The 26,087-nt window shown below is 72.1% G+C and carries 25 protein-coding genes and 1 tRNA gene; 22 read left to right on the top strand and 4 right to left on the bottom strand.

The window, feature by feature from the left end; all coding sequences use genetic code 11:
• Position 1: 1 nt before the first annotated feature.
• Positions 2 to 499: an NUDIX domain-containing protein gene (locus tag ACGFK0_RS35565; RefSeq protein ID WP_392912915.1), complete on the bottom strand. Its 498-nt coding sequence runs from the start codon at positions 497 to 499 to the stop codon at positions 2 to 4.
• Positions 500 to 1,075: 576 nt separating this feature from the next.
• Here ACGFK0_RS35565 and infC point away from each other — a divergent pair.
• The 11 genes from infC (at position 1,076) to ACGFK0_RS35510 (ending at position 12,217) form a co-directional block, all read left to right on the top strand.
• Entirely contained in the window at positions 1,076 to 1,624 is a 549-nt protein-coding gene (gene infC, locus ACGFK0_RS35560) for a translation initiation factor IF-3 (RefSeq protein WP_371954612.1), read from the top strand.
• Between the two features lie 192 nt (positions 1,625 to 1,816).
• Positions 1,817 to 2,011 carry a 50S ribosomal protein L35 gene (gene rpmI / locus ACGFK0_RS35555; protein WP_358462586.1) on the top strand — a complete coding sequence of 65 codons (195 nt, stop codon included), beginning with the start codon at positions 1,817 to 1,819 and terminating at the stop codon, positions 2,009 to 2,011.
• A gap of 70 nt (positions 2,012 to 2,081) precedes the next feature.
• Positions 2,082 to 2,459 (top strand): 50S ribosomal protein L20, encoded by a 378-nt coding sequence (gene rplT, locus ACGFK0_RS35550; protein WP_358462584.1) that lies wholly within the window; start codon positions 2,082 to 2,084, stop codon positions 2,457 to 2,459.
• A 34-nt stretch (positions 2,460 to 2,493) separates the two neighbouring features.
• On the top strand, positions 2,494 to 3,309 hold the full coding sequence (locus ACGFK0_RS35545) for a TrmH family RNA methyltransferase (protein WP_392912914.1): 816 nt from the start codon (positions 2,494 to 2,496) through the stop codon (positions 3,307 to 3,309).
• Positions 3,310 to 3,587: 278 nt separating this feature from the next.
• Positions 3,588 to 4,100: an STAS domain-containing protein gene (locus ACGFK0_RS35540; RefSeq protein WP_392912913.1), complete on the top strand. Its 513-nt coding sequence runs from the start codon at positions 3,588 to 3,590 to the stop codon at positions 4,098 to 4,100.
• Between the two features lie 189 nt (positions 4,101 to 4,289).
• Positions 4,290 to 5,378: an ATP-binding protein gene (locus ACGFK0_RS35535; protein WP_392912912.1), complete on the top strand. Its 1,089-nt coding sequence runs from the start codon at positions 4,290 to 4,292 to the stop codon at positions 5,376 to 5,378.
• A gap of 155 nt (positions 5,379 to 5,533) precedes the next feature.
• Complete coding sequence (gene pheS, locus ACGFK0_RS35530; RefSeq protein ID WP_392912911.1) at positions 5,534 to 6,643, top strand: phenylalanine--tRNA ligase subunit alpha; 1,110 nt, start codon at positions 5,534 to 5,536, stop codon at positions 6,641 to 6,643.
• The gene (pheT, locus tag ACGFK0_RS35525) at positions 6,643 to 9,126 is read left to right on the top strand and encodes a phenylalanine--tRNA ligase subunit beta (protein WP_392912910.1); all 2,484 of its coding nucleotides are present in this window, start codon (positions 6,643 to 6,645) and stop codon (positions 9,124 to 9,126) included. Before pheS ends, pheT begins: the two co-directional genes overlap by 1 nt.
• 387 nt (positions 9,127 to 9,513) lie before the next feature.
• Positions 9,514 to 11,130, top strand: coding sequence for an ABC-F family ATP-binding cassette domain-containing protein (locus ACGFK0_RS35520; protein ID WP_392912909.1), 1,617 nt, complete (start codon positions 9,514 to 9,516; stop codon positions 11,128 to 11,130).
• A gap of 68 nt (positions 11,131 to 11,198) precedes the next feature.
• Positions 11,199 to 11,933 (top strand): hypothetical protein, encoded by a 735-nt coding sequence (locus tag ACGFK0_RS35515; protein ID WP_392912908.1) that lies wholly within the window; start codon positions 11,199 to 11,201, stop codon positions 11,931 to 11,933.
• A gap of 145 nt (positions 11,934 to 12,078) precedes the next feature.
• A tRNA-OTHER gene (locus ACGFK0_RS35510) sits at positions 12,079 to 12,217 on the top strand.
• Between the two features lie 178 nt (positions 12,218 to 12,395).
• On the opposite strand, the gene ACGFK0_RS35505 is transcribed toward ACGFK0_RS35510, so the two are convergent.
• The 3 genes from ACGFK0_RS35505 to ACGFK0_RS35495 are packed head-to-tail and all read right to left on the bottom strand — an operon-like array spanning position 12,396 to position 13,527.
• A complete protein-coding gene (locus ACGFK0_RS35505) occupies positions 12,396 to 12,869 on the bottom strand; it encodes a hypothetical protein (RefSeq protein ID WP_392912907.1) in 474 nt (157 codons plus the stop codon).
• Between the two features lie 32 nt (positions 12,870 to 12,901).
• Entirely contained in the window at positions 12,902 to 13,033 is a 132-nt protein-coding gene (locus ACGFK0_RS35500; protein WP_392912906.1) for a hypothetical protein, read from the bottom strand.
• Complete coding sequence (locus ACGFK0_RS35495; protein ID WP_392912905.1) at positions 13,030 to 13,527, bottom strand: MarR family winged helix-turn-helix transcriptional regulator; 498 nt, start codon at positions 13,525 to 13,527, stop codon at positions 13,030 to 13,032. The genes ACGFK0_RS35500 and ACGFK0_RS35495 overlap by 4 nt, the downstream gene beginning before the upstream one ends.
• A gap of 180 nt (positions 13,528 to 13,707) precedes the next feature.
• On the opposite strand from ACGFK0_RS35495, the gene ACGFK0_RS35490 reads away from it, so the two are divergent.
• The 11 genes from ACGFK0_RS35490 (at position 13,708) to tyrS (ending at position 25,445) form a co-directional block, all read left to right on the top strand.
• Positions 13,708 to 14,607 carry a lytic murein transglycosylase gene (locus tag ACGFK0_RS35490; protein ID WP_392912904.1) on the top strand — a complete coding sequence of 300 codons (900 nt, stop codon included), beginning with the start codon at positions 13,708 to 13,710 and terminating at the stop codon, positions 14,605 to 14,607.
• Between the two features lie 117 nt (positions 14,608 to 14,724).
• Complete coding sequence (argC, locus tag ACGFK0_RS35485) at positions 14,725 to 15,753, top strand: N-acetyl-gamma-glutamyl-phosphate reductase (RefSeq protein WP_392912981.1); 1,029 nt, start codon at positions 14,725 to 14,727, stop codon at positions 15,751 to 15,753.
• The gene (gene argJ, locus ACGFK0_RS35480; protein WP_392912903.1) at positions 15,750 to 16,907 is read left to right on the top strand and encodes a bifunctional glutamate N-acetyltransferase/amino-acid acetyltransferase ArgJ; all 1,158 of its coding nucleotides are present in this window, start codon (positions 15,750 to 15,752) and stop codon (positions 16,905 to 16,907) included. The genes argC and argJ overlap by 4 nt, the downstream gene beginning before the upstream one ends.
• 23 nt (positions 16,908 to 16,930) lie before the next feature.
• Positions 16,931 to 17,842, top strand: a complete 912-nt coding sequence (argB, locus tag ACGFK0_RS35475) for an acetylglutamate kinase (protein WP_392912980.1) — start codon at positions 16,931 to 16,933, stop codon at positions 17,840 to 17,842.
• Positions 17,839 to 19,044 (top strand): acetylornithine transaminase, encoded by a 1,206-nt coding sequence (locus ACGFK0_RS35470; RefSeq protein WP_392912901.1) that lies wholly within the window; start codon positions 17,839 to 17,841, stop codon positions 19,042 to 19,044. Before argB ends, ACGFK0_RS35470 begins: the two co-directional genes overlap by 4 nt.
• Before the next feature lie 11 nt (positions 19,045 to 19,055).
• Positions 19,056 to 19,973 (top strand): ornithine carbamoyltransferase, encoded by a 918-nt coding sequence (gene argF / locus ACGFK0_RS35465; RefSeq protein ID WP_392912900.1) that lies wholly within the window; start codon positions 19,056 to 19,058, stop codon positions 19,971 to 19,973.
• Positions 19,974 to 19,981: 8 nt separating this feature from the next.
• Positions 19,982 to 20,485, top strand: coding sequence for an arginine repressor (locus tag ACGFK0_RS35460; RefSeq protein WP_392912979.1), 504 nt, complete (start codon positions 19,982 to 19,984; stop codon positions 20,483 to 20,485).
• A 71-nt stretch (positions 20,486 to 20,556) separates the two neighbouring features.
• Positions 20,557 to 21,753 (top strand): argininosuccinate synthase, encoded by a 1,197-nt coding sequence (locus ACGFK0_RS35455; RefSeq protein WP_392912899.1) that lies wholly within the window; start codon positions 20,557 to 20,559, stop codon positions 21,751 to 21,753.
• 160 nt (positions 21,754 to 21,913) lie between these two features.
• Positions 21,914 to 23,332, top strand: coding sequence for an argininosuccinate lyase (argH, locus tag ACGFK0_RS35450; protein ID WP_392912897.1), 1,419 nt, complete (start codon positions 21,914 to 21,916; stop codon positions 23,330 to 23,332).
• Positions 23,333 to 23,402: 70 nt separating this feature from the next.
• Positions 23,403 to 24,038 (top strand): DNA-3-methyladenine glycosylase, encoded by a 636-nt coding sequence (locus tag ACGFK0_RS35445; protein ID WP_392912896.1) that lies wholly within the window; start codon positions 23,403 to 23,405, stop codon positions 24,036 to 24,038.
• Between the two features lie 129 nt (positions 24,039 to 24,167).
• A complete protein-coding gene (gene tyrS / locus ACGFK0_RS35440; RefSeq protein WP_392912895.1) occupies positions 24,168 to 25,445 on the top strand; it encodes a tyrosine--tRNA ligase in 1,278 nt (425 codons plus the stop codon).
• The last annotated feature ends 642 nt before the right edge of the window (positions 25,446 to 26,087 follow it).

Here is a 26,087-nt window from a genome sequence, read left to right as displayed (position 1 = left end):
CTCAGCGGGGCGGAAGCAGGAAGGCCCGCATCACCGGACGCAGGCTCGGGATGAGGTCGTAGCGCCGGATCTCATCGAGTGGCACCCAGGCGCAACCGTCCAGGTGGTCGCTCGTGTCCTGGTTCTCCAGGCTGGTGTCCACGGTCACCGGCCGGCAGCGGCGCGCCGCCGCCACGACGCGTATCTGCCCGCCGTGGCCAGGGGCCGCACGGTCGGGCATGAACCACTGCCACAGATGGAACGGCGGCCCTGGATCGATCTTGAGGCCGACCTCCTCCCAGACCTCCCGGCGGATGTGGTCGTCCAGGTCGAGGTCGTCGGCCACCTCGAGGCGCCCGCCGGGCACCTCCCAGCGGCCCGGGTGGAACGGGTCGGAGGCGGACTTGCGGACCAGCAGCAGGCGTCCGCCGGAGACGATGAACGCCTTCTGGGCGAACTCCAGCCTGATCGGTGACAAGGCGGTGAGGGGGCCGGCCGTGCCGGCTTCGACCGAGGGCATCGCGGGAACTACCTCCCTGTGCCGGCCCCACCGGGCCGTCTCAGCTCCACCGTAACAAGCCGGGACCGCCGCGCCGAGAGGCCCGCCGGGTCAGAAGACCCTCACCTTCCCTGCCGGGCCGCACCCGCCACTGCAGCCTCCCGCGGCCTCACGGCACGACTCTCCCCGGGCCGGGGAATGGGTGGACGCCCCGGACCGTTGACACAGTCGTAGTGACACAGTGGCGTACCTCACGCAGGTTCACTCGATCTCCCGGCGTGCGGGTTCTGCGCATGGCGCACCGGGCCCTCGCAGGTGGTAGTCTGGGTGGCCGACCGGCCCTGTGCGCGCGATCACGACGGTGGTGCGCACCGGGCGCTCAAGCGGAGGCCACCTCCCACCTGACCGGCCGATGAGGCCGGTGGGTTCTCGGTCCGGCGAACGGGCGCGCGGCGCTCGTCTCGCCGTCGTCCCCGGCGGCCCGGCCGTCAGGGAGACCGAAGGTGGCCCCGTACGTGAGTCGTGCGGGGCTTTTCTTGTGGAAGCCTCGGGGTACGACCGGTCCAACGAACTTGAGAACGGCCCCAAGGAGGTCCCATCAGCGCCGAACCGCGTATCAACGACCGCATTCGCGTGCCCGAGGTCCGGCTCGTCGGCCCGAACGGCGAACAGGTGGGCATAGTGCCCATCGCCAAGGCCCTTGAACTCGCGCGTGAGTCGGATCTCGACCTCGTCGAGGTGGCGCCCACCGCGCGTCCGCCCGTCGCCAAGCTCATGGACTACGGCAAGTTCAAGTACGAGTCCGCGATGAAGGCGCGTGAAGCGCGGAAGAACCAGGCGCACACGGTCATCAAGGAGATCAAGCTCCGCCCGAAGATCGACCCGCACGACTACGAGACCAAGAAGGGTCACGTGGTGCGGTTCCTGAAGGCCGGGGACAAGGTGAAGGTCACGATCATGTTCCGTGGCCGTGAGCAGTCCCGTCCCGAGCTCGGTTACCGGCTGCTGCAGCGGCTCGCAGACGACGTCGAGGAGCTCGGCTTCGTCGAGTCCCGGCCCAAGCAGGACGGCCGGAACATGATCATGGTGATCGGTCCGCACAAGAAGAAGACGGCCCGCGGGCAGGAGGCGGAGACCACCGCCTGACGGCCGTTCCGGGACGGCCGCGCGGCGGTCCCGACTCCGCGGCCTCGCGGCTGAGCGAGGTCGCGGTGCACGTACATTTAGCCTGGCCTGGCGCGTCCATGGACACGTCCGCGGAACTCCGTGTGATGCGCCGATCAGGCGCGCCCCCGTGCGGTCCGCGCGGGGGCCGGAAAAAAGGAGACGACGGCGACCATGCCGAAGACCAAGACACACAGTGGTGCCAAGAAGCGCTTCAAGCTGACCGGCTCCGGCAAGGTGATGCGCCGCCGCGCCAACAAGAACCACCTGCTCGAGCACAAGGCGTCCAAGCGGACCCGGCGGCTCTCCGGCCCGGCCGTGGTGGCCGACGCCGACGCCAAGAACATCAAGAAGCTGCTGCGCAAGTAGCGCTCGACCTGCAATATCAGCGACCGGCCGAGGTCGGCATGGCCTCGGCCCCCACGAAGGAGTTCATCACGTGGCACGCGTGAAGCGGGCGGTCAACGCCGCCAAGAAGCGTCGGGTCGTCCTGGAGCGGTCGAGCGGCTACCGCGGTCAGCGTTCGCGCCTGTACCGCAAGGCCAAGGAGCAGCAGCTCCACTCGATGACCTACGCGTTCCGGGACCGCAAGGACCGCAAGGGGCAGTTCCGCCGGCTGTGGATCCAGCGGATCAACGCCGCCGCCCGCGCCAACGGCATCACCTACAACCGGTTCATCCAGGGCCTGAAGGCCGCGGAGATCGAGGTCGACCGGCGCATGCTCGCCGAGCTGGCCGTCAACGACGCCCCCGCGTTCGCCGCCCTGGTCCAGGTCGCCAAGGACGCGCTCCCGGCCGAGGGCTCGGAGGCCGCCTGAGCCGGGTCCCCGGCGAACAGGCGATCACAGCGATATGGCGGGCCGCGAGCTGACCTCCCTCCGATCACCACGGGTGAAGGCCGCTCGCCGGCTCGCCAAACGCGCGTTCCGCCGCCGTGAGAACCGGTTCCTCGCGGAGGGGCCGCAGGCGGTGCGGGAGGCGCTGGAGATCCCCGGCGGACTCGCCGAGCTGTTCACCACGGCCGAGGCCGAGGCCCGCCATCCCGAACTGGTGCTGGCCGCCGAGCGCGCCGGCGCGCCGGTGCTGCGCGTCAGCGGCGAGATCATGGCCGAACTCGCCCAGACCGTCACCCCCCAGGGGCTGCTGGCGGTCTGCGAGTTCGTCGACGTCCCGCTGGGAAAGGCGCTGGAGGCAGGCCCGCGGCTGGTGACCGTCCTCGCGCACGTCCGCGACCCCGGCAACGCGGGGACCGTTCTGCGCACCGCCGACGCCGCCGGCTCGGAGGCGGTCGTGTTCACCGACGCGTCCGTCGACCCCTACAACGGCAAGTGCGTGCGCGCCTCGGCGGGCAGCCTGTTCCACCTGCCGGTCGTCGTCGGCCCGCGGTTCGGCCCGCTGATCGCCGAGCTGAAGGAGGCGGGGCTCACCGTCCTCGCCGCCGACGGCACGGGCGGCCGCACCCTCGACGAGGCCATCGACGAGGGTCTGCTCGCGCGGCCCACCGCCTGGGTGTTCGGCAACGAGGCGTGGGGGCTTCCGGACGAGATCCTCGAGCACGTCGACGAGGTCGTGCGGGTGCCCATCTACGGGCGCGCCGAGAGCCTGAACCTGGCGACGGCCGCGGCCGTATGCCTGTACGCCTCGGCCCGCGCCCAGCGCAGGACATGACCGACCGCACGTGAGGACGGTCGTGGCGGTTCAATGCGATCCGTGATCGGATGGCCGCAATCGGTCGCCCCGGGCGACGTTGTCCGGCCGGTGAACTGGGAGGATGGTACGCGCGCGGACGGGAGGCAGGGGGCCTGCCGCCGCGCCGGGGGCTCGTCCGCAGGTAGGACGCGATACAGGTCCGGCGAGGGATTCGCCCCGTCCGGCCCCGCGCCTACGGTGTTGATCAGTGCGTTGACCAGGGGCGGCGACGATGCCGTGCAGAGGGGGCGAACGTGATGACCGAGGAGATCGGGCCTGCCAGGAGGGCGGGCCGCCGCGTGCCGGAGGTGCGGTGCCGGACGGCCGCTCCGGCGGCCGGATCCCGCGCGCCCGCCGCGGCCCCCCGGTTCGCCGGGGTCCCGGTCCCCGGAGCCGGCGGACCGGTCGACGGACTGGAGGTCGCGGTCGCCCGGGTGCGCGGCGACACGGCGGTCGTCGCCCTGACCGGCGAGATCGACCTGCGCACGGCCGACGGCCTGAGGGCGCGGCTCGTCGAGCTGCACGCCGCGGGGCCGCGCCGGCTGCTGGTCGACTTCACCGCCGTCCCGTTCTGCGACGCGGCCGGGCTCGGCGCGCTGGTCGCCGCGCACAACCAGATCTCGGCGTCGGGCGGTGAGATCGTGCTCGCCGGCGTCCGCCCCGCCCAGTCGCGGCTGCTGCGCATCACCGGGCTGCACCGCCTGTTCCAGACCCACGCGGACGTGCGCCGTGCGCTCGCCGCGCTCGATGAGCCCACCACGTCCAGATGAGGCCGCCGAGTCGCTGGTGAGACCTCGTTCCGGGCGCCCCGGAACGCCGCCCGGAGGCCACACATGCCTTGCCGCCGGGGGGTTCGCGGGTCCCCTTGGGTGCCCGACTGCGGCTAGAGTCTCTTCTCGACAGGCCGCGTTCTCTTCGGTGTTGTGGAGGCCGCTGTGGGCGGAGAGGAACCCCCTCGCGTGGCCGCATGCGCGCCCTCGGGGGGGCCCGGGCCGGGCCCCGGGGAGATTTCGGCGGACGACCTGCCCGACGGGATGCTGGTCGCCGACCACGCCGCCCGGGTGGTGGTGTTCAACACCGCCGCGACGCGGATGACGGGGATCGCCGCCGCGTCCGCCCTGGGCCGCGACTTCCGCGACGTCCTCCCGCTGCACGACGCGGAGGGCCGTGACTGGTGGAAGTGCCTGGCCCCCTACGACGGCCTGCGCACCCGCACCCGCCACCCCGAGCGGGTGCTGTTCCTGCCCGGAGGCTCGGAGGTGCTGGTGACGGCCTCGTACCGGCGGGACGCCGAGGGCCGGGTGGAGCGGTTCACGGTCTGCCTGCGCGACGCCCTGCACCGTGCCCGCCAGGAACGCGACCGCGCCGACCTCGTGTCCACCGTCGCCCACGAACTGCGCTCCCCGCTGACGAGCGTCAAGGGCTTCACGGCGACGCTCCTGGCCAAATGGCACCGCTTCAACGACGACCAGAAGCGCGTCATGCTGGAGACCGTCAACGCCGACGCCGACCGCGTCACCCGTCTGATCACCGAACTGCTGGACGTGTCCCGCATCGAGGCGGGCCGGCTGGAGATGCACCGCCAGGTCGTCGACCTGCCCGAGGAGGTCCGCAAGGTCATCGCGGGCCGGGTCGCGGCCGGCGAGGCGGAGGACCGGTTCCATTTCGAGGCCCGGGGCGAGCTGCCGGAGATGTGGCTCGACCCCGATAAGATGGACCAGATCCTGGGTAACCTCGTGGAGAACGCGGTGCGCCATGGGGCCGGAACCGTCACCATCGTGGTGGAGCCGGACGCGCACAAGGAGGGAGCGGCCGTGTCGGTGCGCGACGAGGGCGAGGGCATCCCGCCCGAGGCCGTCCAGCGCGTCTTCCGGCAGTTCTGGCGCGGCCCCGGCGGCAACCGCCGCGGCGGCACCGGCCTGGGGCTCTACATCGTCAAGGGCCTCGTCGAGGCGCACGGCGGCGTGATCACCGTGCGGAGGGCGCCCGGCGGCGGCGCCGAGTTCCGATTTACCGTGCCCGCAGGGGCCCCCGACTACGCCACCTGAGCGCGGCGCACGCCGCGCGGCACGGCCCACGACGCCGGGCGAGGCGTCGCGGGGTCCCGCAAGGGCCAGCGCGTCTTGCGCACGCTTTCCGGATCCTCACCGCCCGCGCACTAGACTGCGGGCGTCCCACGCCGACCGGAGTCGATCACACCACCATGTCTGCACCCAACAAGTCCTATGACCCTGTCGAGGTGTCCGCGTTGCAGCCCGAAGAGCTGGACCGCGTCCGCGACGAGGCCCTCGACGCCATCGCCGCCGCCGCCGACCTCGACGCGCTGAAGCAGGTCCGCCTGTCGCACGCCGGGGACCGTTCCCCGCTGGCCCTCGCCAACCGCGAGATCGGCGCGCTGCCGCCCGCCGCCCGCGCCGACGCCGGCAAGCGCATCGGCGCCGCCCGCGGCGCGGTGTCCACGGCGCTGAAGGAGCGCCAGGCCGAACTGGAGGAGGAGCGCGACCAGCGCGTCCTCGTCGAGGAGACCGTCGACGTCACGCTGCCGTGGGACCGTGCCCCCCGCGGCGCCCGGCATCCGCTGACCACCATGCAGGAGCGGATGGCCGACGTCTTCGTCTCGATGGGCTTCGAGATCGCCGAGGGCCCCGAGGTCGAGGCGGAGTGGTTCAACTTCGACGCGCTCAACTTCAAGCCCGACCACCCCGCCCGCACGATGCAGGACACGTTCTTCGTCGGGTCGGAGGAGACCGGGCTGGTGCTGCGGACGCACACCTCGCCGGTGCAGATCAGGGCGCTGCTGTCCCGTGACCTCCCGGTGTACGTGGTGGTGCCCGGGCGCACGTTCCGCACCGACGAGCTGGACGCCACCCACAGCCCCGTCTTCCACCAGCTCGAAGGTCTCGCCGTCGACGAGGGCCTGACCATGGCCGACCTGCGCGGCGGCATCGACGCCTTCGTCACCGGGATGTTCGGCGCGGGGCTGAAGACGCGGTTCCGGCCGTCGTACTTCCCGTTCACCGAGCCGTCGGCCGAGGTCGACATGCAGTGCTTCGTGTGCCGGGGCGCGTCCGCCGAGCCGGGCGCCGACGCGTGCCGCACCTGCAGCTCGGAAGGCTGGATCGAGCTGGGCGGGTGCGGCATGGTCAACCCGCGGGTGCTGGTGGCCTGCGACATCGACCCGGACCGCTACAGCGGCTGGGCGTTCGGGCTGGGCGTCGAGAGGACGCTGATGTTCCGGCACGGCGTGGAGGACATGTACGACATGGTGGAGGGCGACGTCCGGTTCACCCTCCCGTTCGGGACGGAGATCTGATGCGGGCCCCGCTTTCCTGGCTGCGCGAGTACGTCGAACTGCCGGCCGGCGTCGACGGCCGCGCGCTGGCCGCCGAGCTGATCGCGGCGGGCCTGGAGGTCGAGACCGTCGAGCGCGCCGGTGCCGACATCACCGGCCCGCTCGTCGTCGGCGAGGTCCTGGCGGTCGAGGAGCTGACCGGCTTCAAGAAGCCGATCCGCTACTGTCAGGTCGACGTCGGCGACGCCAACGGCACCGGCGACCCGCAGAACATCGTGTGCGGCGCCACCAACTTCGCGGCCGGCGACCGGGTCGCGGTCATCCTCCCGGGCGGCGTGCTGCCCGGCGGGTTCGAGATCGGCGCCCGCAAGACCTACGGCAAGGTCTCCGAGGGCATGATCTGCTCGGTCAGCGAACTCGGCATCGGCGACGACCACAGCGGCATCCTCGTCCTGCCGCCGGACGCGCCCGTCGGCGCCGACGCGATCGAGCTGCTCGGGCTGCGCGACGACGTCCTCGACATCGCCGTCACCCCCGACCGCGGGTACGCGCTGTCGATCCGCGGCATCGCCCGGGAGGCCGCCACCGCCTACGGTGTCCCGTTCAAGGACCCGGCCGGCGTGGAGCCGCCTCCCGAAACCGGTTCGGGCGGTGCGTACCCGGCGAGCATCGCCGACCCCACCGCCTGCGACCGGTTCGTGCTGCGGGAGGTGCGCGGCCTCGACCCGGACGCGCAGACCCCGATGTGGATGCGGGTCCGCCTGCACCGCGCCGGGATGCGCCCGGTGTCGCTGGCCGTGGACGTCACCAACTACCTGATGCTGGAGCTCGGTCAGCCGCTGCACGCCTTCGACCGGGGCGCGCTCACCGGCCCGATCGTGGTGCGGCGCGCCGCGCCCGGCGAGCAGCTGGAGACGCTCGACCACGTCAAGCGGACCCTGGACCCCGAGGACATCCTCATCACCGACGAGTCGGGGCCGATCTCGATGGCCGGCACGATGGGCGGGCTCGCCACCGAGATCGGCGAGCGGTCGTCCGACATGGTCATCGAGGCCGCGCACTTCGACGACATCGGCACCGCCCGGATGAGCCGCCGGCACCGGCTGCACAGCGAGGCGTCCTACCGGTTCGAGCGCGGCGTCGACCGCGAGCTGCCGCTGCATGCCTCCTACCGGGCGGCGCGGATGCTCGCCGAGCTCGGCGGCGCGGAGATGGTGCCCGGCGTCACCCACGCGGAGGCGCCGGTCGAGCCGGTCACCGTCACGATGGCCGCGGGCCACCCCGACCGGGTCGCGGGCGTGACCTACGGGCGGGACGCGGTGGTCCGGCGGCTGGAGCAGGTCGGCTGCACCGTCGAGGGGGACGAGACCCTGACGGTGACGCCGCCGTCCTGGCGCCCGGACCTCACCGACCCGAACGACCTCGCCGAAGAGGTCATCCGGCTGGAGGGGTACGAGGACATCCCGGCCCGGGCGCCGCGTCCGGTCGCGGGCAAGGGCCTGACCGCCCAGCAGCGGCTGCGCCGCCGGGTGGGACGCGCGCTCGCCGGCGCCGGCCACGTCGAGGCGCTGACGTTCCCGTTCGTCGCGGAGAAGGATTTGGACGGCCTCCAGCTCCCCGCCGGCGACGCCCGCCGCCGCATGCTGCGTCTCGCGAACCCGATGTCGGAGCAGGAGCCGCTGCTGCGCACCACGCTTCTGCCGGGCCTGCTGAAGGCGCTGGCGCTCAACGTGGGACGCGGCTTCGGCGACACCGCCCTGTACGAGCTGGGCGTGGTGTTCCGGCCGAACCCGGACGCGCCGGAGCGGGCGCCGCGCCTCCCCGTGGACCGCGGCCCGACGGCCGGTGAGCTGGCGGAGCTGGAGGCGGCGCTGCCCGACCAGCCGTACCGGGTGGGCGTCGTCATGTCCGGCGACCGCGAGCCCTCCGGCTGGTGGGGCGAGGGCCGTCCGGCGCTGTGGGCGGACGCGATCGAGGCGGCCCGCACCGTGGCCCGCGAGGTCGGCGTCGAGCTGACGGTCAAGGCGGACCGGCACGCGCCCTGGCACCCGGGCCGCTGCGCCGCGCTCTACGCCGGCGACATCCTCGTCGGGCACGCCGGTGAGCTGCACCCGCGGGTCACCAAGGCGTACGGGCTTCCCGCGCGGTCGTGCGCGATGGAGCTGGAGCTGCGCCGCCTGGGCGATCCCGCGGCCGTCCGCGCGCCGCACGTGTCGAGCTACCCGGTCGCCACCCAGGACGTCGCGCTGACCGTCGACTCCTCGGTCGCCGCCGCCGAGGTGGAGTCGGCGCTGCGCGACGGCGCCGGCGACCTGCTGGAGGCGATCCGGCTGTTCGACGTCTACACCGGTGAGCAGGTCGGCGAGGGCCGCAAGTCCCTGGCCTACTCCCTGCGGTTCCGCGCGTCGGACCGCACCCTCACCGCCGAGGAGGCGTCGCAGGCCCGCGCCGCCGCCGTGGCGGCCGCGTCCGACCGCACCGGCGCCGTCCTCCGAGGCGCCTGACATCCGCGGACGTGCCCCGGACCCGCCGCGGGTCCGGGGCACGTCCGTGTCTCAGCCCGCGTGGTCGAGGCGTCCGCCGCGGCGGACGGCGGACACGAGCCGGATGCCGGGCGGCCCGGGGGTGAGTCCACCGGGAAATCTCTTAACGCTACTTGTGTTGCGATAGTGGATCGGGTAGTCTCGACCGCGTCACATCGCCGCCCGGCAGGGGAGTCCATTGAGGATCTGAGGTCCGACACCGCGCAGTGGCCGTCCACCGGCCCGCGTACGTGACCTCAGTGTGGGCTCTCATCCCGCCGGGCTTTCTCGTGCCCGTCGGCGCGTTGCGCGTTCCCGCGGTGTCTCCATGTGTTCCGCACCTGCTCATCACCCATGGAGGCCACCTTTATGTCTTCTGCCATCGTGTGTTCGGACCTGTCGTTCGCATGGGCCGACGGCACCGTCGTCCTGGACGGCTTGGACGCCGCGTTCGGTACCCGCCGGACCGGGCTGATCGGCGTCAACGGCTCCGGCAAGTCCACCCTCCTGAAGATCATCGCCGGGGAGCTGCGTCCCGGATCGGGGACCGTGAGCGTCGAGGGGGAGATCGGCCACCTGCCGCAGAACCTCGTCCTCGACGGCGCGGCCACGGTCTCGGACCTGCTCGGCATCAGCGGGACCCGCGCCGCTCTGCACGCCATCGAGCGCGGCGAGGCCACCGAGGAGAACTTCACCGCCGTCGGTGACGGCTGGGACGTCGAGGAACGCGCCCGCGCCGAGCTCGACCGCCTCGGCCTCGACCACCTCGGCCTGGACCGCGCCGTCCCGGCGCTGTCGGGCGGCGAGGCGGTGATGGTCGGGCTCGCGGCGCGGTTCCTCGCCCGCCCGGACGTCCTGCTGCTGGACGAGCCGACCAACAACCTCGACCTGGACGCGCGGCACCGCCTGTACGACGCGGTGGAGTCCTGGACGGGCGTGCTGGTCGTCGTCAGCCACGACCGGGAGTTGCTCGACCGCGTCGATGAGATCGCCGACCTGCGCGACGGCGCGATCCGGTCGTTCGGCGGCGGCCTGTCCGCCTACGAGGAGCTGCTCGCGGTGGAGAGGGAGGCCGCGCAGCGGACGGTCCGGGCCGCCGAGACCGACCTGCGGCGGCAGAAACGCGAACTGGAGGAGGCGCACGTCAAGCTCGCCCGCCGCAAGCGCTACGGCAACAAGATGTACGAGCAGAAGCGCGAGCCGAAGATCATCATGGGGGCGCGCAAGCGGCAGGCGCAGGAGTCCGCGGGCAAGCACCGCATCATGCACGAAGAGCGCCTCGCCGACGCACGCACCCGCCTCACCGACGCGGAGGAGGCGGTCCGCGAGGACGCCGGGATCCGGATCGAACTGCCCGCCACGCGGGTGCCGGCCGGGCGGACGGTCGCGGCCGTGACCGGCCTCGCCGCACCGGAACCGGAGCCCGCCACCCTGACGGAGCTCATCGTCCGGGGACCGGAGCGGATCGCGCTGACCGGCCCGAACGGGTCGGGCAAGACCACCCTGCTCCGGGCGCTCACCGGCGACCGCGTCCCGGACGGAGCGGTCGTCAGGATCGGTGTGGACGGGGTCCGGTACCTGCCGCAGCGGCTCGACGTCCTCGACGAGGACCTGAGCGTGCTCGGCAACGTCCGGGCCGCCGCGCCATCCGCCCCGGTGAACGACGTCCGGGCCGGGCTGGCGCGGTTCCTGTTCCGCGGCGCGCGCGCCGAGCAGCGGGCCGGGACGCTGTCGGGCGGCGAGCGGTTCCGCGCCGTGCTGGCGTCGCTGCTGCTCGCCGAGCCGGCCCCGCAGCTTCTGATGCTGGACGAGCCGACGAACAACCTCGACATCGCGAGCGCCGCGCAGCTCGCCCAGGCTCTCGCGGCCTACGAGGGCGCGCTCATCGTGGTCAGCCACGACGTGCCGTTCCTGCGCACGCTCGACATGACCCGGTGGCTGCGCATGGACCGCACCACGGGCCTGACCGAGGTCGACCCGATGTAAGGAAAATGCGGTGATATCGCGATCAGTTGCCTGTTACCGTCATGCTCGCATCGAGGGGAGTGAACGGGGTGCCGACGAAGCTCAATCAGATCATCGCGGTCGAGAAGGGCGTGAAGAGCAAGTCCTTCCAGGACCTGACCGCCGCGCATCATTCGGTCCAGAAGGCTCCGCTTCTGTCGGGGATCTCGCGGACCTACCAGCCGAAGGACGAGGAGGGAGAGCAGCTGCCGGCCGAGTCCACCCGGGTCCAGGTCCAGGTCGACGACGTCCTGCGGGACGTGACGGGCTCGCTGACGCGGCTGTTCGACGTCACCGCCACCAAGGACTGGGCCAACTGCACCGCCCGCGCCGACGTGACGGTGGACGGCACGACGCTCCTGCGCGACGTGCCGGTCTCCTACCTGCTCTTCCTGGAGAAGCAGCTCAAGGACCTGCACACCTTCGTCAAGAAGCTGCCGGTGCTGGACGCCGCCGAGACGTGGACGTTCGACCCGTCCACCGACGTGTGGCGGACCGAGGCCGTCCGCACCGTGAAGACCAAGAAGGTCCCGCGCAACCATGTGAAGGCGGAGGCGACCGAGAACCACCCCGCCCAGGTGGAGGTGTACTACGAGGACATCGCCGTCGGCACGTGGACGACGGTGAAGTTCTCCGGCGCGCTCCCGGCCAGGCGGGTCAACGAGCTGCTCGGCCGCGTGGAGAGGCTGCAGGACGCGGTCAAGTTCGCCCGCGAGGAGGCCAACGGGACCGAGGTCACCGACCAGCGTGTCGGCGAGGCGGTCTTCGGCTACCTGTTCGCCTGACCGGACGGGACCGTCCGGCACAACTCAATAGGATCCCCCCGCCGTGGCGCGGGGGGTGCGCGAGGAGCGCAAGCTGAAGCTGAAGCCGAAGCTGATCAGGGTGAGCGTCAGTGCGGGTTCGAATCCCGCCCCCGGCACGCGTGCCGGGGTGGCCCAACCGGTAGAGGCAGCCGCCCGCTCAAACTCAGATTCTCGCTCCAGACTCAGCATTCACCGCCGATCGCCGGATCACACGGACGTGGACGGAAACCGTCGAGATGCCGGTTCGAGTCCGGCTCGCCCCGCTCATGGGGCGATGGCGTAATGGAAACGCGCGACGGTCTGAGACTGATCCGCGTCCATCCATGTGCCGGCGTGCGAATTGGGCGGTAACCCAGGGGCCCGGGGGATGGCAAAACCCCCGGGCTCCGCTCCTTCTCAGGTCGGGAAGCGCTAGGTCGGGAAGGACCGGGTCGGGAAGCGCTAGGGCAGGACGCGCTTGGTGAAGGTGCGGGTCGCGGCCCACGTCAGCAGGACCGTCCCGCCGACGATGGCCAGCAGGAACGCCCACACCGGCATGTGCGCGAACGTCGGCCCGCCGGTACCGCCGGCCATCGCGCCGCCGCCGAGCTTCGGCAGGACGTAGGCGAACACGAAGACGAACATGACCGGCTGCACCAGCACCCGGACGAACGTCGACAGGAAGTTCTTGCGCATGACCCGTGCTTCGCGCGCCATCATCGCGGCGAACGTTCGGGGGAGTGTCGCGCGCGCCGGGGGCGGCGGGGCGAGCACGGCGGGGGCGGCCCTGGAGCCGATCGTGACCAGCTCGCCGAGCAGCCCGTCGGGTTCGGCGGCGAACACGCGCACCTGGCCGTCGTTGATCTCGACCTTGCTGATGCCGGCCCGGTCGGCGAGGGCCCGGATCCGCTCCGGGACCGCGGCGTCGTAGGCCACGGTGATGACCGTGTCGGCGCCCGCGCCGGCCTTCAGCTGGTCCCGCCGCGCGGGACGTCCAGGTCGATGCCCTGGACGGCGGGCACCTCGGGGCGCGGCCCGGAGGCGGGATAGGTCTTCTCCAGCCCGACCGTGCGAACGGCGGCTTCCGGGGGTTCGGTCATGCGCCGTCTCCCTCCGCTTCCTCTTCGTGGGGGTGGGTCTCGAACTGCTTGATCAGGTTGAGCAGGAACCTGCGGACGGCCGCCTCGTCGCCCTCGTCCACGACGTCGTAGAGCCGGGCCAGGTCCTTGCCGATGGGCTGGGACTTCTCGGCGAGCAGCCGCCGGCCGGAGTCGGTGATGCGCAGCATCACGCCGCGCCGGTCCCGGTAGGAGCGCTCACGCCTGACGTGTCCGTTGCGCTCCAGCGTGTCGGCCACCGAGGTGACGGTCGCCGGGGTGACGAGGAGCCGCTTGGCGACCTCTCCGGGACGCATCCCGTCCTCGACGATGAGCAGCCGCAGCAGGAAGAACCCGGTCGGGCTGATGCCGTGCCTCTCGATGATCCGCCACACGGCGGGGCCGGACAGCCGTGAGGCCAGGCCGAACAGCCGGCCGATCGGCCACTCCTCCATGGACGGGAAGGCCTTCAGGTCATGGAAGCCGAGGTTCTCCATGGCGAGGATGTTAGATGGCCGATGGTTAGAGAGCAAATCTTTAGGCATCTAAATACCTGTGATCCATGATGTCAATGTAAGTTGACAGAGGGAATGTCAACCTTGGTTGACGGTCCCTCGTCCTCGAGCCGGGTGTTGACCGCCGTCCCCGGGATGGGCATCGTCGCCTGAATGATCTGGATGTCGAAACGGCGATCCGGCGCCCTGGCCGCCGCCCTGGTCCTGGCCGCCGCCGGATGCGGCGGAGGAGGAGACGGCGGGCGCGAGCGGACGCCCGCGCCGCGAGGCGCGTCCCCGTCGGCATCGCCCCTTCCCGAGCCCAACGGCACGCTCGCGAAGGACCCGCGGGGGCTGGCCGAGGACCTGAACCGGACGCACCGGGCCCTCGGCCCCGCCGTGGACGAGTGGCTGCGCGGCGACCCGCGCCGGACCGGGCCGCCCGCCGCGGTCGTCCACCTGGCCCTGCGGCAGCAGCGGCTCTACCGGGTGCTGGCCAAGGACCGCGGCCTCGAACGGCGTACGGTGGCGCGGCTGCCGGAGGCGGTCGCCGGTCAAACGCGCGACGACGTGACGGCCGTCCGCAAACTGCTCGAGCTGGCGAAGCCGGCGGACGACCTCGGCAAGTTCCGCACCGAGGAGCCGCCGCCGGCCGGTGTGCTGCTGAAGCACTTCGAGGACGCCGGGAAGCGGTTCGGCGTCGACTGGCAGGTCCTGGCCGCGATCATGCTGGTGGAGACGAAGTACGGGCGGGTGAGGTCGCCGAGCTGGGCGGGTGCGCAGGGGCCCATGCAGTTCATGCCCGCCACCTGGCGGCAGTACGGGATGGACGGCGACATCCGCGACCCGCGCGACGCGGTGATGGGCGCCGCCAACTACCTGAAGTCCTCCGGTGCACCGGACGATTACCGGCAGGCGCTCCACGCCTACAACCCGACCCCGCTCTACGTCGAGGCGGTGCAGCGGCACGCGCGCCGGATGAGGGAGGACCCGCGCGCCTACTACGCCTACTACAACTGGCAGGTCTTCGTGGTGACCACCCGCGGCGACGTCCGCATCACGGGCCCCGGCGCCCGCCGCTGACCCGGTCGTCCCGGTACGGCACTCGTCTCAGCAGGTGGGAAGAGGGGGTGCCAGTGTTGAATAGAAATCCGACCTCATGCATACTCTTGCCTATTGCTTCCGAAGGGCAGAGTGGACATGGGAATCCGGACGGCGGTCGCCGGCGCCAGCGGTTACGCGGGCGGCGAGCTGCTGCGCATCCTCGCGGGACATCCAGAGTTCGAGATCGGCGCGCTGACGGCGGGCTCCAACGCGGGCACCGAACTGGGCGCGCACCAGCCCCACCTGCGATCTCTGGCCGGGCGCGTCCTGGCCGAGACCACCCCCGCCGCGCTCGCCGGCCACGACGTCGTGTTCCTGGCGCTGCCGCACGGCAGATCCGCGGAGATCGCCGAGCAGATCGGCGAGGACGTGCTGGTCATCGACTGCGGCGCCGACCACCGGCTCACCGACCCGGCCCACTGGGAGAAGTTCTACGGGACGCCCCACGCGGGCACCTGGCCCTACGGGCTCCCCGAACTGCCCGGGCAGCGGGACGTGCTGCGCTCCGCCAAGCGCGTCGCCGTCCCCGGCTGCTACCCGACGGCGGTCACCCTCGCGCTGTTCCCGGCGTTCGCCGCCGGGCTCGCCGAACCCGACGCCGTCGTGGTCGCCGCGTCCGGCACCTCCGGCGCCGGCCGGGCACTCAAACCGCACCTGCTGGGCAGCGAGGTCATGGGCTCGGTCTCCGCGTACGCCGCCGGCGGCGCGCATAGGCATACACCCGAGATGATCCAGAACCTGAGCGCGGTCGCGGGAGAGCCGGTCACGGTGTCGTTCACCCCGACGCTCGCGCCGATGAGCCGCGGCATCCTCGCCACCTGCACGGCCAAGGCCCGCCCCGGCGTGACCGCCGCGGCCGTGCGCGCCGCCTATGACGAGGCGTACGCGGGCGAGCCGTTCCTCGGGCTGCTGCCCGAGGGCCGGTGGCCCGCCACGTCCATGACCCTCGGCGCGAACACCGTCCTCGTCCAGGCCGTCCTCGACGAGGACGCCGGGCGCATCGTCGTGGTCGCGGCCGTCGACAACCTCGCCAAGGGAACCGCGGGCGGAGCGGTGCAGAGCGCCAACATCGCCCTCGGCCTCCCGGAAGAACTCGGGCTCACCACGATCGGAGTGTCCCCTTGAGCGTCACCGCCCCCCGGGGCTTCCGCGCCGCCGGCGTCGTCGCCGGACTCAAGGACAGCGGGAACCGCGACCTGGCCCTCGTCGTCAACGACGGGCCGTCGCGCGCCGCGGCCGGCGTCTTCACCCGCAACCGCGTGAAGGCCGCGCCCGTCCTGTGGTCGGAGCAGGTGCTCAAAGGCGGCCGCGTCCACGCCGTCGTGCTGAACGCCGGCGGCGCCAACGCCTGCACCGGCGCCCCCGGATTCCAGGACGCCCACGCCACCGCCGAGAAGGTCGCCGGGCTCCTGGACGACTCGGCCGGCGAGGTGGCGGTCTGCTCCACCGGCCTCATCGGCGAGCGGCTTCCGATGGACCTGCTGCTGCCCGGCGTCGACAAGGCCGCCGCCGAACTGTCGCGCGGGGACGGCGGCCTCGCCGCCGCCGACGCGATCCGCACCACCGACACCGTCGCCAAGATCTCCTTCCGGCAGGGCGCCGGCGGCTACATGATCGGCGCGATGGCGAAGGGCGCCGGCATGCTCGCCCCGTCCCTGGCCACCATGCTCTGCGTCATCACCACCGACGCCGACCTGCCCGCGGAGACGCTGGACCGGGCGCTGCGGGCGGCCACCTCGGTCACCCTCGACCGGCTCGACTCCGACGGCTGCATGTCCACCAACGACACCGTCCTGCTGCTGGCCTCCGGCGCCGCCGGGACCACCCCGGACGAGGAGGAGTTCACCGCTCTGCTCACCGACGTGTGCGGCGACCTCACCCGGCAGCTCCTCGTGGACGCCGAGGGCGCGTCCAAGGCCATCGCGATCGAGGTCGTCGGCGCCGCGTCCGGCGGCGACGCGGTCACCGTCGGACGCTCCATCGCCCGCAACAACCTGCTCAAGTGCGCCATCCACGGCGAGGACCCGAACTGGGGCCGGGTGCTGGCGGCGGCCGGCACCACCGACGCGGTGTTCGAGCCGGACCACCTCAACGTCGCGATCAACGGCGTGTGGGTGTGCCGGAACGGCTCGGTCGGCGACGACCGCGACAAGGTCGACCTGCGCCCCCGCGACGTGACGATCACCGTCGACCTCGCGGCGGGCCCGCACAGCGCGACCGTCTGGACGACCGACCTCACGGCCGACTACGTCCACGAGAACTCGGCGTACTCGACATGAGCGCCATCACCTCCGGCGCGGAGATGCGCCAGAACAGGGCCGGCGTCCTGTCCAAGGCCGAGACGCTGATCAAGGCGCTGCCGTGGCTGGAGCGGTTCCACGGCAAGACCGTCGTGATCAAGTACGGCGGGCACGCGATGACGGACGAAGCGCTGCGGCACTCGTTCGCCGAGGACATCGTGTTCCTGCGCTACGCCGGGCTGAAGCCGGTGATCGTGCACGGCGGCGGCCCGCAGATCAACGCGGCGCTGGCCCGCAACGGCATCGACTCGACGTTCACCGCCGGGCTGCGGGTGACCACGCCGGAGGCCATGGAGGTCGTCCGGATGGTGCTGACCGGCCAGGTTCAGCGGGACGTCGTCGGGCTGATCAACCGGCACGGGCCGTTCGCGGTCGGCATGTCCGGCGAGGACGCGAACCTGTTCACCGCCGAGCGCAAGCACGCGGTGGTGGACGGCGCGCCCGTCGACATCGGCCAGGTCGGCGAGATCGTCGAGGTGCAGGTCGGCGCCGTCCGCGCGCTGCTGGACGACGGCCGGGTCCCGGTGATCTCCAGCATCGCGCGCGGCGACGGGGGCGAGGTCTACAACGTCAACGCCGACACGGCCGCCGCCGCGCTGGCCGTCGCGCTGGACGCGGCGAAACTGGTCGTGCTGACCGACGTCGAGGGCCTGTACGCCGACTGGCCCGGCAGCGACGACGTGATCGACAGCCTCACCACCGATGAGCTGGCCGTACTTTTGCCGGAGCTGTCGGCGGGGATGGTCCCCAAGATGGAGGCGTGCCTGACGGCCGTGCGCGGCGGCGTCCCGCAGGCCCACGTCCTGGACGGCCGCGTCCTGCACTCGCTGCTGCTGGAGATCTTCACCGACGAAGGGATCGGAACGATGGTGCTGCCGAGCCTCCCGGGCGCCCCCGCGGAGGAGGCGTCATGACCGGTGCCGAGCTCAGGGAGCGGTTCGAGGCCGCGTTCATGCCGAACTACGGCGTCCCGCCGGTGGCGCTGGCGCGCGGTGAGGGCTGCCGGGTGTGGGACGCCGACGGCCGCGAGTACCTCGACCTGATCGCCGGGATCGCGGTCACCTCGCTCGGGCACGGCCACCCCGCCCTCGTCGAGGCGGTGTCGGCGCAGGTCGCGACGCTGGCGCATTCGTCCAACCTGTTCCTGCACGAACCGGAGGTGCTGCTCGCCGAGCGGCTGCTGGAGCTGCTGGGCGGCGACGGCAGGGTGTTCCTCGCCAACAGCGGCACCGAGGCCAACGAGTGCGCGCTCAAACTCGCCATCAAGTACGGCAAGGCGAACGGGCGGCCGTACGTCGTCGCGGCGGAGAACGGCTTCCACGGCCGGACCCTGGGGGCGCTGTCCCTGACGGGCAAGGCGTCGATCCGGGAGCCGTTCGGCCCGTTCGGGATCGACGTCCGGTTCGTCCCCTACGGTGACGCCGCTGCTCTGAAGGACGCGGTGGACGAGGACTGCGCGGCGGTCTTCCTGGAGCCCACGCAGGGCGAGGCCGGGGTCGTCCCGCCGCCGGACGGGTACTTCGCCGCCGTCCGCGAGATCTGCGACGCCACGGGCGCGCTGTTCGTCGCCGACGAGATCCAGTCCGCGATCGGCAGGACCGGCACGTGGTTCGCGTTCGAGCACGAGAACGCCAGACCGGACGTGATCACGCTCGCCAAGGGCCTCGGCGGGGGCCTGCCGATCGGCGCGTGCGTCGCGTTCGGCCCGCACGGCGCCCTGTTCGCGAAGGGCGACCACGGCAGCACGTTCGGAGGGAACCCCGTCGGCGCCGCCGCCGCCCTCGCCGTCCTCACCACGATCGAGAAGAACGGCCTGCTCGCCAACGCGATCGCGGTGGGGGAGACCCTCACCGCCGGCCTCGACGCCATCGACCATCCGCTGCTCGCCGGGGTGCGGGGCCGCGGGCTCTGGCGGGGCGTCGTCCTCACCGGGCCGCACGCCCCCGCCGCGGAGGCCGCCGCCCGCGACGCCGGCTTCCTCGTCAACGCGCTCCAGCCGGACGCGCTGCGGATCGCGCCGCCGCTCATCCTCACCGCCGGGCAGGCGCGGTCGTTCACCGCCGCGTTCCCCGCGATCCTCGACGCCGCCTCCCCGGGACAGGGGGACCGACCATGACGGAGCCGGCCATGACAAGGCACTTCCTGCGCGACGACGACCTCACTCCCGCCGAGCAGGCCGAGGTCCTCGACCTGGCCGCCCGGGTCAAGAAGGACCGGTTCGGGTTCCGGCCCCTGGAGGGTCCGCGGTCCGTCGCGGTCCTGTTCGACAAGCCGTCCACCCGGACCCGGATCTCGTTCACCGTCGGCATCGCCGAACTGGGCGGCAACCCCCTCGTCATGGACGCGGGAACGAGCCAGCTCGGCCGCGGCGAGCCCATCGCCGACACCGCCCGCGTCCTGGAACGCCAGGTCGGCGCCATCGTGTGGCGGACGGCCGGGCAGCGGCGCATCGACGAGATGGCGGACGGCACCACCGTCCCCGTCGTCAACGCCCTCACCGACGAGTTCCACCCCTGCCAGGTCCTCGCCGACCTGCAGACCGTCCGGGAGGCCAAGGGCGGCCTCGCGGGCGCCGCCCTCGCCTACTTCGGCGACGGCGCCAACAACATGGCCCACTCCTACCTCCTCGGCGGCGCGACCGCCGGGATGCACGTCCGGATCGGCGCCCCGGCGTCCCTGCCTCCCGACCCGGCCGTCGTCGCCCGCGCCACCGAGATCGCCGCCTCGACCGGCGGGTCCGTGACCGTCACCGACGACGCCGGCGAGGCCGCCGCCGGGGCCGACGTCCTCGCCACCGACACCTGGGTGTCGATGGGGCAGGACGGCAAGGACACCTCGCTCTACGAGCCGTACGCCGTGACCGAGGACCTGCTCGCCCTCGCCGCCGCCGACGCGATCGTCCTGCACTGCCTGCCCGCCTACCGCGGCAAGGAGATCGCCGCGTCCGTCCTCGACGGGCCGCGGAGCCGGGTGTGGGACGAGGCGGAGAACCGGCTGCACGCCCAGAAGGCGCTGCTCGTCTGGCTGCTGGAGCGGTCCCGGTGACGACCCCCATGACCAAGGCCGCCCGGCACGCCCGGGTGATCGAGCTGCTGACGCGGCACCCCGTCCACTCGCAGGGCGAGCTCGCCAAGCTCCTCGCGGACGAGGGCGTCGACGTCACCCAGGCCACGCTGTCGCGCGACCTGGTCGACATCGGCGCGGTGAAACTGCGCGCCGACGACGGCAGCCTGATCTACGCCGTCCCCGGAGAGGGCGGCGAGCGGATCCGGCGGGCCCGCACGGGCACCGCCGAGACCTTCACCGGACGGCTCTCCCGGCTCGCCGCGGAGCTGCTCGTCTCGGCCGAGGCGTCGGCCAACCTGGTCATGGTGCGGACCCCGCCGGGGGCCGCGCAGTACCTGGCCTCGGCGATCGACCACGCCGAATGGCCGACGATCCTCGGGACCGTCGCGGGCGACGACTCCATCCTCGTCATCGCCCGCGACCCGCACGGCGGGGACGGCGTCGCGGAGGCGCTCCTGCGGCTGACCAACGGACGCGAACGACGAAGCTAGGGCCGCCCGGCCCGGTCCCAGCCAGAACACCGAAACTTCACACACTCACACTTCGCACAGGAGACAAGACCATGAGCGAGCGCGTCGTACTCGCGTACTCCGGGGGCCTGGACACCTCCGTCGCCATCCCGTTCCTCGCCGAGCAGACCGGCGGGGAGGTCATCGCGGTGGCCGTCGACGTCGGCCAGGGCGGCGAGGACCTCGACACCATCCGCAAGCGGGCACTCGCCTGCGGCGCGGCCGAGGCCGTCGTCGTGGACGCCAAGGAGGAGTTCGCCGCGGACTTCTGCGTCCCCGCCATGCAGGCCAACGCCCTCTACATGGACCGCTACCCGCTGGTGTCCGCGCTGTCCCGGCCGCTGATCGTCAAGCACCTGGTGTCGGCCGCCCGCGAGTTCGGCGGCACCACCGTCTCGCACGGCTGCACCGGCAAGGGCAACGACCAGGTCCGCTTCGAGGCGGGCCTGTCCGCCCTCAACCCCGACCTGAAGGTCATCGCGCCCGCCCGCGACTTCGCCTGGACGCGGGACAAGGCGATCGCGTTCGCCGAGGACAAGGGCCTGCCCATCGACGTGTCCGCCAAGTCCCCGTACTCCATCGACCAGAACCTGTGGGGCCGGGCCGTCGAGACCGGGTTCCTGGAGGACATCTGGAACGGGCCCATCGAGGACGTCTACGACTACACCGCCGACCCCGCGGAGCCGCGCGAGGCCGACGAGGTCGTCATCACCTTCGCCGCCGGCGTGCCCGTCGCGCTCGACGGCCGCCCGCTCACCCCGTACCAGGTCATCGCCGAGCTGAACCGGCGCGCCGGCGCCCAGGGCGTCGGACGCATCGACATGGTCGAGGACCGGCTCGTCGGCATCAAGAGCCGCGAGGTCTACGAGGCGCCCGCCGGGATCGCGCTCATCGCCGCGCACATGGAACTGGAGAACGTCACCGTCGAACGCGACCTCGCCCGCTTCAAGCGGTCCGTCGACCAGCGGTGGGGCGAGCTCGTCTACGACGGCCTGTGGTTCTCGCCGCTGAAGGACTCCCTGGACGCGTTCATCGCCGACGCGCAGAAGCACGTGTCCGGCGACGTCCGGCTGACCCTGCACGGCGGCCGCGCCGTCGTCACCGGCCGGCGCAGCGACGCGTCCCTCTACAGCCACGACCTCGCCACCTACGACACCGGCGACACCTTCGACCAGAGTCTCGCCAAGGGCTTCGTCGAACTGTGGAGCCTCCCCAGCAAGATCGCCGCGAAGCGGGACCGGGACGTCTGAGGCGGCCCCGGCGACGGGACGCGGCAGTACCGTGGGGACGCCGCGTGTGTGGGGCCGTGTGTGTGGGACGCCGCGCACGCGGCGTCCCATGCCGTGCGCACACGTTCCGGCGTGGTGAGATGGAAGACGACGTTCAGCGGTGGGAAGAAAAGGAATCTCTGTGACCAAGGCACCGACACGGCTGTGGGGCGGCCGGTTCGAGGGCGGCCCGTCGGACGCGCTCGCGCGGCTCTCGGTGAGCGTCCAGTTCGACTGGCGGCTCGCCCCCTACGACCTGATGGGCTCGCGCGCGCACGCCCGCGTCCTCAACCGGGCGGGGCTGCTCACCGACGACGAGCTGACCCGCATGCTCGGTGCCCTGGACGACCTCGAGGAGGCGTGCCGGACCGGTGAGTTCCGTCCCGCCGTCGCCGACGAGGACGTCCATACCGCCCTCGAACGCGGCCTGCTGGAGCGGCTCGGCGCCCTCGGCGGCAAGCTGCGCGCCGGCCGCAGCCGCAACGACCAGGTCGCCACGGACCTGCGCCTCTACCTGCGCGACCACGCCCGCCAGATCGTCTCCCGCCTGGTGGAGCTGGAGACCGCGCTGATCGCGCAGGCCGAGCACAACCTCGGCGTCGCCGCGCCCGGCATGACCCACCTCCAGCACGCGCAGCCCGTGCTGTTCTCCCACCAGCTCCTCGCGCACGTCCAGCCCCTCACCCGCGACGTCGAGCGCCTCCGCGACTGGGACAAGCGCGCCGCGATCTCCCCGCTCGGCTCCGGCGCCCTCGCCGGCTCGTCCCTGCCGCTGGACCCGCAGGCCACCGCCGCCGAACTCGGCTTCGACGCCGCCGCGCCCAACTCCATGGACGCCGTCGCCGACCGCGACTTCGTCGCCGAGTTCCTCTTCGCCGCCGCGCTGATCGGCGTCCACCTGTCGCGCCTCGGCGAGGAGATCTGCCTCTGGGCGTCGCAGGAGTTCCGCTGGATCGAGATGGACGACACCTACGCCACCGGGTCGTCGATCATGCCGCAGAAGAAGAACCCCGACGTCGCCGAGCTGGCGCGCGGCAAGGCCGGCCGCCTCATCGGCCACCTCGTCGGTCTCCTCACCACCCTCAAGGGCCTGCCCCTCACCTACAACCGCGACCTGCAGGAGGACAAGGAGGGCGCGTTCGACGCCGTCGAGACGCTGCTGCTCGTCCTGCCCGCCATGTCCGGGCTGATCGCGACCATGCGGGTCAACACCGAGCGCCTGGAGGCCCTCGCACCGGACGGCTTCGCGCTCGCCACCGACCTCGCCGAACTCCTCGTCCGCCGCGGCGTGGCGTTCCGCGACGCCCACGAGGTCGTCGGGCACCTCGTCGTCTGGTGCCAGGTCAACGACAAGGACTTCGACGACCTGACCGACGAGGAACTCGGCAAGGTGTCGCCGCACCTGACGCCGGACGTCCGTGAAGTCCTCAACGTCAAGGGCGCCCTGGCGTCGCGGAAGGCGTACGGCGGCACCGCCCCCGAACGCGTCCGCGAGCAGATCGGCGCGCTGCGCACCCAGGTCGACGAGCACGCCGCCTGGGCCAGCGGCGCCGACTCCTGACCCGCCTACCGCTCCAGGGTGATCCACGGGTTCGGTCAAGGGCGGCCATGGGCCGCCATAAGGTGAGGCGATGAGCGGAGCGTTGCTGCCACGGGACTTCTTCGACCGCCCGGTCGACGAGGTGGCGCCCTCGCTTCTCGGGCAGGTGCTCAGGCACCGCACGCCCGAGGGCGAGGTCGCGGTCAGGCTCACCGAGGTCGAGGCGTACGCGGGCCCCTTGGACCCCGCGTCCCACGCCTACCGGGGGAAGACGGCGCGCAACGCCGTGATGTTCGGGCCGCCCGGCCACGTCTACGTCTACTTCACCTACGGCATGCATTTCTGCATGAACCTCGTGTGCGGGCCGGACGGGACGTCCATGGCGGTGCTGCTCCGCGCGGGCGAGATCATCGCGGGGGAGGAGACGGCGCGGGCCCGCCGCGCGCGCTCCACCGTCCGCGACCTGGCCCGGGGCCCCGCCCGCCTCTGCCAGGCGCTCGGCATCGCCCGCGAGCAGAACGGCCTCGACGTCTGCGCGCCCGGGGGGCCGCTGACCGTCCATCCGGGTGAACCCGCCGGCCGCGACCTCATCAGAACGGGTCCGCGCACCGGGGTGAGCGGCGCCAAGGAGGTCCCGTGGCGCTTCTGGCTCGACGGCGACCCCACCGTCTCCCCCTACCGGCCGCACGTCCCGCGGCAGCGGAAGAAGATCACCGCGGACGACTGAGCCGGCCGCGCGGCCCGGTCGTTCCCGCTCGCCGCCACCCGGGGCGGGCGTTGAATATCGTTGGCGTGACATATGCCCGCCGGGCAATCCGGTGGGCGAACGGACAGCAAGCCGGAGACGAGGGAGACCGTGACCGACATCCTGGACGATCTCGCGTGGCGCGGCCTGATCGCGCAGTCCACCGATCTGGACGAACTGCGGGCGCTGCTCGCCGCGGGACCGGTCACGCTCTATTGCGGTTTCGACCCGACGGCCCCTTCGCTGCACCTCGGCAACCTGATCCAGATCCTCGTGCTGCGGCGCTTCCAGCAGGCGGGGCACCGGCCCCTGGGACTCGTCGGCGGCGCCACCGGCCTCATCGGCGACCCGAGCGGCAAGAGCGCCGAACGCGTCCTGAACTCCGAGGAGACCGTCGCCGGCTGGGTCGAGCGGATCCGCGGCCAGGTGTCGAAGTTCCTCGACTTCGATGAGGGCCCGACGGGCGCGACGATGGTCAGCAACCTGGACTGGACCGGCCCCATGACGGCCATCGAGTTCCTGCGCGACGTCGGCAAGCACTTCCCCGTCAACCGGATGCTGGCCCGCGAGACGGTCAAGGCCCGTCTCGACAGCACCGGCATGAGCTACACCGAGTTCAGCTACGTCCTGCTCCAGTCGATGGACTTCCTGGAGCTGTACCGGCGGTACGGGTGCCGGCTGCAGACGGGCGGCAGCGACCAGTGGGGCAACCTGACCGCGGGCGCCGACCTGATCCGCCGCGTCGAGGGCGGCAGCGCGCACGCGCTGACCACACCGCTGCTCACCAAGGCGGACGGCTCCAAGTTCGGCAAGACCGCGGGCGGCGAGACCTACTGGCTCGACCCCGAGCTGACCTCGCCGTACGCGTTCTACCAGTTCTGGGTCAACGCCGACGACCGGGACGTGGAGAACTACCTCAAGGTCTTCAGCTTCCGTCCCCGGGAGGAGATCGAGGACCTGATCAAGCAGGGCGCCGACCGTCCCGCCGCCCGCGCCCCGCAGCGAGCGCTCGCCGAGGAGATGACCACGCTCCTCCACGGCGCGGACGAGACCGTCCGGGTCATGGCCGCCTCCCGCGCCCTGTTCGGTCAGGGCGCCCTTGAGGAGCTGGACGAACGGACCCTGCAGGCCGCGCTCGCCGAGGTGCCCCGCACGGAACTCCCTCCCGGGGAGCTGCCGACCGTGGTGGATCTTCTGGCGGCGTCCGGCCTGTGCAAGAGCAAGTCCGAGGCGCGCCGCGCGATCGCCCAGGGCGGCGCCTACCTCAACAACGCCAAGGTCGAGTCGGAGGACGCCGCACCGGCGGCCGCCGACCTCCTCCACGGCCGCTTCCTCGTCCTGCGACGCGGCAAGCGCAACGTGGGCGGCGTCGAAGTGACCGCGTCCTGAACCGCCGGCGACCGTCCGCCCGGGTCGTCCGGGTGGACGGTCGCCATGGCGAGGGCAAACTTCGGCAAATACACGTCACAGTGCGGTTACGAGGACGCATCCCCGGGCATGATTTGAGTCTTGAAAACCATGGCTGAACTGGGGTTTCGGGCTCGCCGAGGCCGATTTGACGCCCCGGGCGGCCGGATCTAATGTTCTACACGCCCCACAGGGGAGCGGGACGCCGGCAGGCGGCCTTGCCCCGAGGGGAACCCTCTACGAACCCATCGGGTGGACACCTGTCTCGCCTGAAATGGACGTATAGGGGCGAACCGCCCAAAGTTGGATGAACGGGACGGATCGGGTAGGCTGGAGTGGTTGCCCCGAGGCGGGACACGCGGAAGCGGGTCCGGCGCGGTGGGTGTCCGTTTCTTGAGAACTCAACAGCGTGTTAAAAGCCAGTGCCTTTATCGGTTCGGTCATTTTTGGCTGGGCCGCCCCGTGGCCGCCCCTTTTTTTGGGGTGGTGGGGATTTCTTTGAGGCAAAGAACCCTTTGGGTTCATTGCCGGGATTGTTTTCCAAGGTTTGGTCGGCCGGGTTGTGGGGGTTCGCCTCTGTTTTCTGGTTGGTCGTGTGGCCTTAATGGAGAGTTTGATCCTGGC

It is taken from the genome of Spirillospora sp. NPDC048823, from assembly GCF_043198445.1.
Taxonomy (GTDB): domain Bacteria; phylum Actinomycetota; class Actinomycetes; order Streptosporangiales; family Streptosporangiaceae; genus Spirillospora.
The sequence above is the reverse complement of the archived record's forward strand: the minus strand, read 5'-3'. Positions and strand labels throughout refer to the sequence as shown.